Origin of the sequence: Mesorhizobium sp. M7A.F.Ca.CA.002.04.1.1 (assembly GCF_004022805.1) — a bacterium.
GTDB classification, from domain to species: domain Bacteria; phylum Pseudomonadota; class Alphaproteobacteria; order Rhizobiales; family Rhizobiaceae; genus Mesorhizobium; species Mesorhizobium ciceri.
The window spans coordinates 4,320-10,659 of sequence record NZ_RZPL01000112.1 but is presented as its reverse complement, the minus strand read 5'-3'; the positions used below and the strand labels follow the sequence as shown (position 1 = coordinate 10,659).

7 protein-coding genes and 1 other RNA gene are annotated in these 6,340 nt (G+C 60.6%); 5 read left to right on the top strand and 3 right to left on the bottom strand.

Annotation, left to right across the window (positions count from 1 at the left end):
* Window positions 1-998 (top strand): multidrug effflux MFS transporter (locus ENZ75_RS08590; protein ID WP_128278024.1); only part of this gene is annotated, 998 nt, incomplete at its 5' end.
* A 297-nt stretch (window positions 999-1,295) separates the two neighbouring features.
* Window positions 1,296-3,080, top strand: a complete 1,785-nt coding sequence (locus ENZ75_RS08585) for an acetolactate synthase 3 large subunit (protein WP_063168283.1) — start codon at window positions 1,296-1,298, stop codon at window positions 3,078-3,080.
* Window positions 3,081-3,144: 64 nt separating this feature from the next.
* Here the strand turns inward: ENZ75_RS08585 and ENZ75_RS08580 are convergent, their stop codons facing one another.
* On the bottom strand, window positions 3,145-3,696 hold the full coding sequence (locus ENZ75_RS08580; RefSeq protein WP_199489657.1) for an AAA family ATPase: 552 nt from the start codon (window positions 3,694-3,696) through the stop codon (window positions 3,145-3,147).
* Window positions 3,697-3,782: 86 nt separating this feature from the next.
* Window positions 3,783-4,142: a transfer-messenger RNA gene (gene ssrA, locus ENZ75_RS08575) on the bottom strand.
* A gap of 170 nt (window positions 4,143-4,312) precedes the next feature.
* On the opposite strand from ssrA, the gene ENZ75_RS08570 reads away from it, so the two are divergent.
* A complete protein-coding gene (locus ENZ75_RS08570; RefSeq protein WP_013531020.1) occupies window positions 4,313-4,624 on the top strand; it encodes a DUF2853 family protein in 312 nt (103 codons plus the stop codon).
* A 160-nt stretch (window positions 4,625-4,784) separates the two neighbouring features.
* On the top strand, window positions 4,785-5,579 hold the full coding sequence (locus ENZ75_RS08565) for a thymidylate synthase (protein WP_024501420.1): 795 nt from the start codon (window positions 4,785-4,787) through the stop codon (window positions 5,577-5,579).
* Window positions 5,580-5,590: 11 nt separating this feature from the next.
* Here the strand turns inward: ENZ75_RS08565 and ENZ75_RS08560 are convergent, their stop codons facing one another.
* On the bottom strand, window positions 5,591-5,800 hold the full coding sequence (locus tag ENZ75_RS08560) for a molybdopterin-binding protein (protein ID WP_024501417.1): 210 nt from the start codon (window positions 5,798-5,800) through the stop codon (window positions 5,591-5,593).
* 161 nt (window positions 5,801-5,961) lie between these two features.
* Here ENZ75_RS08560 and modA point away from each other — a divergent pair.
* Window positions 5,962-6,340, top strand: a 379-nt coding sequence (gene modA / locus ENZ75_RS35020) for a molybdate ABC transporter substrate-binding protein (protein WP_245481140.1), incomplete at its 3' end; no start/stop codon positions are given.

Genomic DNA, 6,340 nt, shown 5'->3' with positions numbered 1-6,340 from the left:
GCCGCAAGCTGCCGCTCTACGGCGGCCTTGCGCTGTTCATGGTCGGCGGCATCGGTTCGGCAATGGCGCCGACCATCGAATGGCTGATCGCTTTCCGCTTCCTGCAGGGGCTTGGCGCCAGCGCCGGCATGGCCGTTCCGCGCGCCATCGTGCGCGACCTGCATACCGGCAATGAGGCTGCCAAGCTGATGTCCTTGCTGATGCTGGTATTTTCGGTGTCGCCGATCCTGGCGCCGCTGACCGGCAGCGTGATCATCGAGAATTTCGGCTGGCGTGCCGTGTTCTGGACGGTGACGGGCGCGGCTCTGCTGGCCACCATCCTTCTGGCGACCTCGCTCAAGGAGACGCGGCCGGTGGAAGATCGCGCCGGGTCCTCCTTCGGCACCGCGCTGTCGGCCTACCGCTTCCTGATGGGCGACCGTAACTTCCTCGGCCTCACGGCGATTGCCGGCTTCGGCATTGCCAGCTTCTTCGTCTATCTGTCGAGCTCGTCGTTCATCCTGATCGACCATTACGGCCTGTCGCCTTCGGTCTACAGCGTGTTCTTCTCGATCAACGCGGTCGCCTTCATCGGCATGTCGCAGATGACGGGGCTGCTGGCCGAGCGCTTCGGCCTGAGGCGCGTGGTGCGCGTTGCGGTGACCGGCTATGCCACGACGATGGTGGTGCTGTTCGCGGTGATGGCGACGGGCATCGACCGGCTCGACGTGATGGCGGCGCTGCTGTTCGTCGGCTACGGCTTCCTTGGTCTGGTCATTCCGACCACGTCGGTGCTGGCCATGGAAGAGCATGGCCAGATTGCCGGCACGGCGTCAGCGCTGATGGGCACGCTGCATTTCGCCATCGGCGCACTGGCCATGGGTGTTGCCGGCGTGTTCTTCGACGGTACGCCGCTGCCGATGGTGGCCGGCATCACGCTCTGCGCGGTGATTTCCTTCACGCTGGCCAAGGTCACGCTCGGCCGCTCTCGCGAGGCCGTCGAGGCGCCGGCCGAGTAGTAGACTTTCGATGAGAACGAAGGGGCCGGCTCATGCCGGCCTCTTTGCCATTGGGCGCGGACAGTTCCGTCCGAAAGGCGTTGACGACGCCCGGTTTCGGCTGTAGCAGCGATGGTCATGATGATCGCAACGGCTCTCGTGGTGGTAGGAAAGCGCATGGGCAGGATGGTGTAACCATCCGGCGATAGCCACCCATGCGCGGTAAACAGGCTCCTGACGGGGCCTTTTTTTATGCCCGAAATCCGGGCGATGCCCCGTCAATCATCCTCATCACGCAATACACCACGGATCAGAACCATGACGGGCGAGAACCCTATTCAAACCGCGAGCAAGCGCATGACAGGCGCGGAGATCGTTCTCCATGCACTCAGAGACAATGGCGTAGAGCATGTCTTCGGCTATCCTGGCGCCGCCTTGCTGCCGATCTACGACGAGATATTCCAACAGGATGACATCAAGCATATCCTCGTGCGCCATGAGCAAGGTGCGGGCCATGCCGCCGAAGGCTATGCACGGTCTACGGGCAAGGTCGGCGTCATGCTCGTCACATCCGGTCCAGGCACGACAAATGCGGTAACGCCACTGCAGGATGCGCTTATGGATTCGGTGCCGATCGTCTGCCTGACAGGACAGGTGCCGACAACGCTGATCGGCTCCGATGCCTTTCAGGAATGCGACACGGTCGGCATTACGCGGCCCTGCACCAAGCACAATTCGTTGGTCAAGGACGTCAACGAACTGGCGTCAACGATCCACAGGGCTTTTCACATCGCCAAGTCCGGACGACCGGGACCTGTCCTCGTCGACATGCCAAAGGACGTCCTGTTTGCCACCGGCGTGTACACGCCGCCCTCGGATGCTGCTGCACTGAAGAGCTGTCGGCCGACGGTGGAGAGCGACATCAACGAGATCGGCAAGGCGATAGAGTTGATGGCCAATGCCCGTCGTCCAGTCATTTATACCGGCGGTGGCATCGTCAATTCCGGCATGGAGGCATCGAGACTGCTGCGGGAGCTTGTCGAACTGACTGATTTCCCGATCACCTCGACCCTCATGGGGCTTGGCGCATATCCGGCATCCGGCAAGAACTGGCTGAAAATGGTCGGCCTGCACGGATCGTACGAAGCGAACATGGCCATGCATGAGTGCGACGTTATGCTCTGCATCGGCGCCCGCTTTGACGATCGCGTGACTTCGCGCGTGGAGGCTTTTTCACCGAGCTCAAGGAAGATCCATGTCGATATCGATCCGTCCTCGATCAACAAGACCGTCCGTGCCGACGTCGGCATTCAGGGCGATGCCGGCAAGGTGGTGGACAGCCTGGTTCGCTCATGGCGTGCGCTGCCGCAAAACCCTGACAGAAGACGCCTCGACGAATGGTGGAAACAGATCGCGCGCTGGCGCGGGCGCAACTCCTTCTCTTACGAAATGAGCAACGAGGTGATCATGCCGCAATACGCGGTCGAGCGTCTCTACGCGCTGACGAAGGATCGCGACACCTACATTACGACCGAAGTTGGCCAGCATCAGATGTGGGCGGCCCAGTTCTACGGTTTCGAAAAGCCGCGTCGCTGGATGACGTCGGGCGGCCTTGGTACGATGGGCTATGGCTTGCCGGCGGCATTGGGCGTGCAGATCGCGCACCCGGAAAGCCTTGTCATCGATATTGCCGGCGACGCATCTGTCCAGATGACGATGAAAGAGATGTCGGCGGCGGTTCAGTACAATGCGCCTATCAAGATATTCATCTTGAACAACTCTTACATGGGCATGGTTCGCCAGTGGCAGCAAATGCTTCACGGAAACCGCCTGGCGCATTCCTATTCCGAAACTTTGCCCGATTTCGTCAAACTGGCTGAAGCGTTCGGTGCGGTCGGCATACGTTGTGAGAAGCCGGCCGACCTCGATGATGCGATTCAGGAAATGATCGATGTAAACCGGCCGGTGCTCTTCGACTGCCGTGTTGCCGAACTCGCCAATTGCCTTCCGATGATCCGGACGGGCAGAGCCCATAATGAGATGCTCTTGCCCGGCGAGACCTTCGCCAGTGCAACCGATGAGATCGGCCAGGGACTGGTATAGACCCCAGAGCGGGATGCATTCGAATTGAATAGTGCATCCCGCTCGATTGCGTCCGACTTCAAGGCTACACCCCGGTTTGCGCCAGCACGAAGCGCAGCCGCGCCTCGACGGGGGCCAGCGGCAACGGAACCATCTCATAGCCCAGTTCCGTATAGACGCCGACCAGCGCATGGTGGGTACGCTCGGCCTCGTCGAGCGTATGCCTGCGCTCTTTGTCCTGCGCGAAGATCTCCGGCCAAAGCGGGGCGACGAAGACGCGCCGATGATAGCGGAAGCGCTCTGCGGCAGCGTGGGCGTGTTCGGGTATCGGCAGGCCGCTCAGGCTGAGATAGCCGAGCGTGTCCGGAACGCCTCGATCGAAAAAAACAGGACGCCCGGTCTGTTCTAGCGCAATTTGATACGAGCGCATCTCCCATGACAGCATCAACTCGGCAAACAGGGCGCGATCGTGCCAGGGCAAAGCGGGTCCGCCAATGGCGGACTGGTCGCGGATAATACCACGCCCGGCTTCGACCGAGGCGGCAAAGCCTGCCCGGCGCAGGGCTTCGATCAAGGTGGTCTTGCCGGAGCCGGGACCGCCGGTCAGCACAAAAAAGCGATCGGAATCGTTTTGCATGTTTTGTCCATGGAGAGGGAGCACGCGGCAGGGCGCGTTCGCGGCGGAACTGCCGTCGCGCATGCTGGATATCCGAGGAGGGGAGAAGTGGAGGTTTCTGTTGCCAGGTACCTCCGAACCCCGCCTAGAAGTGCGAACCTCTAGGGCTTGATTTGAAGCTATCGCACCGCTTACGCGGCGAGACGTGCTTCCGCATAGTTGTCATTTGCAACTACAGGTTTAGCCCGATGACGGTGGTACCATGCCGGGCAAAAGTACGATCTTTACACCTTCGTCGATCCTATTTCGCCCCCAGCAAAAACCGCTCTGTCGTCAACAGCGGCTTTTGGTGGAGGCGCCGGGTACCGCCCCCGGGTCCGAACGGCTTATTTCATCGCCCATTTATCGCCATAGTCGGTCAAGCCGACAAACCGAATATAGGGGGCGATCGCAGGAAATGAAAGGCCGCAATGGCACTTTGTCCCCGTGTCAAAACCGCAAGTCCGAAGGGTTGACTTGAGCGCGGTCTCAACCGAAGCTTTGCCCCGGTGAGGAGTTACCGACATAGCGCACAAGTTGCAGCAGCGCGCCACAGCCCTCATCGATCGGATCCGTGGCGCCGACGAGGGGAATTTTGATGGCCGACTATCTTGCAGACGTGAAGAAATACGATGCCTCGGCGAGTGCCGACGTGGTCGACAAAATCGTGAAGCATCTTGGCATTGCGCTTCGGAACCGCGATTCCTCGCTGGTGTCTTGCACCGATCCGAAGGAACTGGAGCGCGTCAAGGCTGGCTGGGTTGCCAAGAAGCTCGGCATATCGGACGACAGCAAGGCCGACGCTTCGATCGAGAAGGTCTGCAAGGCGATGGCCGCCGACAACACCAAGAACCGGGTTACCTTCTACTACCTGGTTGCCAAGGACCTGGGTAAACTCGGCTCCCTCTGACGGCCGCGCTTCAATTCGCCGGGCTGGCGCGGTCCATGCGCCAGCCGGTGATGTTGTTGGGGACTGACTGGCTTCGGGCATAGCTTGCGCGCTGCTTTGTGGTGTTCGATCGCCCGTCTGTCAGTTATGATGGCTGGACAACCGAATCGAGCCGGAACCGATGCGCCAGTATCTCGACCTCCTGCAGCACGTGCTGGACAACGGCGCCGACCGCGGCGACCGCACCGGCACCGGAACGCGCTCCGTCTTCGGCTACCAGATGCGTTTCGACCTGGCGCGCGGCTTTCCCGTCACCACAACCAAGAAGCTGCATCTCAAGTCGATCATCCATGAGCTTCTGTGGTTCCTGGCCGGCGACACCAACATCAAATATCTCACCGACCATGGCGTCTCGATCTGGGACGAATGGGCCGACGAGAATGGCGATCTCGGCCCGGTCTACGGCAAGCAGTGGCGTTCCTGGCCGGACGGCCATGGCGGCTCGATCGACCAGATCGCGAATCTTCTCAAGGAGATACGCAGAAATCCTCAATCGCGGCGGCTGATTGTTTCGGCATGGAACCCAGCCGAGGTGGAAGCGATGGCGCTGCCGCCCTGCCACTGCCTGTTCCAGTTCTATGTTTCGGAAGGGCGGCTTTCCTGCCAACTCTACCAGCGTTCCGCCGATATCTTCCTTGGCGTGCCGTTCAACATCGCGTCCTATGCCCTGCTGACCTTGATGGTGGCGCAGGTGACAGGGCTGAAACCCGGCGATTTCGTCCACACACTTGGCGATGCGCACCTCTACTCGAACCATTTCGAGCAAGCACGCGAACAGCTGCGGCGCACGCCGAGGACGCTGCCGACGATGTGGATCAATCCGGAGGTGAAGGACCTCTTCGCCTTCCGTTTCGAGGATTTCCGGCTGGAAAACTACGTCGCCGACGCGTCGATCAAGGCGCCGATCGCGGTCTAAGGCCGCAAATTTCAGTCGATGCCGACCATCACGTCCGAGGCTTTGACCACGGCATAGGCCTGCTTGCCCTTTTCGAGCTTGAGATCGGCGACGGCCTCGTTGGTGATCGAGGCGGTGACGATGGCGCCGCCGCCAATGTCGATCCTGACATGCGAGGTGGTGGCTCCCTTGACGATCTCGGCGATCGTTCCCTTGAGGACGTTGCGGGCGCTGATCTTCACCGGAGTTTCCTTTCCAAGGTTTCTTTTCCCGGTCTTACCAAAACAATTGGTGTCGTACAGACGCTTTCATGAGGCGCCGGGCCTTCCCTTGTTATATTCATACGGATATATCGGTCAGCAGGCTTCGAGCCGGCCGGATTTCAAACCAGGGAGAGTTTTCCATGACGCGCACAGGTTTCGGATCTAGGGCGATCGCCATTGGCGGTTTGGCTGCGGCGCTGATGGCAGTCGTGCCGGCAGCGCATGCGGAAGACAAGGTGGTGGTGTTTGCCGCAGCCAGCCTCAAGGACGCGCTCGACGCGGTGAACAAGGCCTGCGAGGTCGATGTCGGCGAGGCGGCGACTGTCTCCTATGCCGCGAGCTCGGCGCTGGCCAAGCAGATCGAGGGCGGGGCGCCTGCCGACGTCTTCATCTCGGCCGATCTCGACTGGATGAAATATCTCTCCGACAAGAAGCTGACCAAGCCGGACACCGAAGTGAAGCTGCTCGGCAATCAGATCGTGCTGGTGGCGCCGAAGGACTCGGCGGTCGACAACAGGA

Excerpts from the sequence above, each read along its gene's own strand:
- ENZ75_RS08585 (WP_063168283.1), top strand. The coding sequence starts at position 1,296 with ATGACGGGCGAGAACCCTATTCAAACCGCGAGCAAGCGCATGACAGGC.
- ENZ75_RS08565 (WP_024501420.1), top strand. The coding sequence starts at position 4,785 with ATGCGCCAGTATCTCGACCTCCTGCAGCACGTGCTGGACAACGGCGCC.
- ENZ75_RS08570 (WP_013531020.1), top strand. The coding sequence starts at position 4,313 with ATGGCCGACTATCTTGCAGACGTGAAGAAATACGATGCCTCGGCGAGT.
- ENZ75_RS08580 (WP_199489657.1), bottom strand. The coding sequence starts at position 3,696 with ATGCAAAACGATTCCGATCGCTTTTTTGTGCTGACCGGCGGTCCCGGC.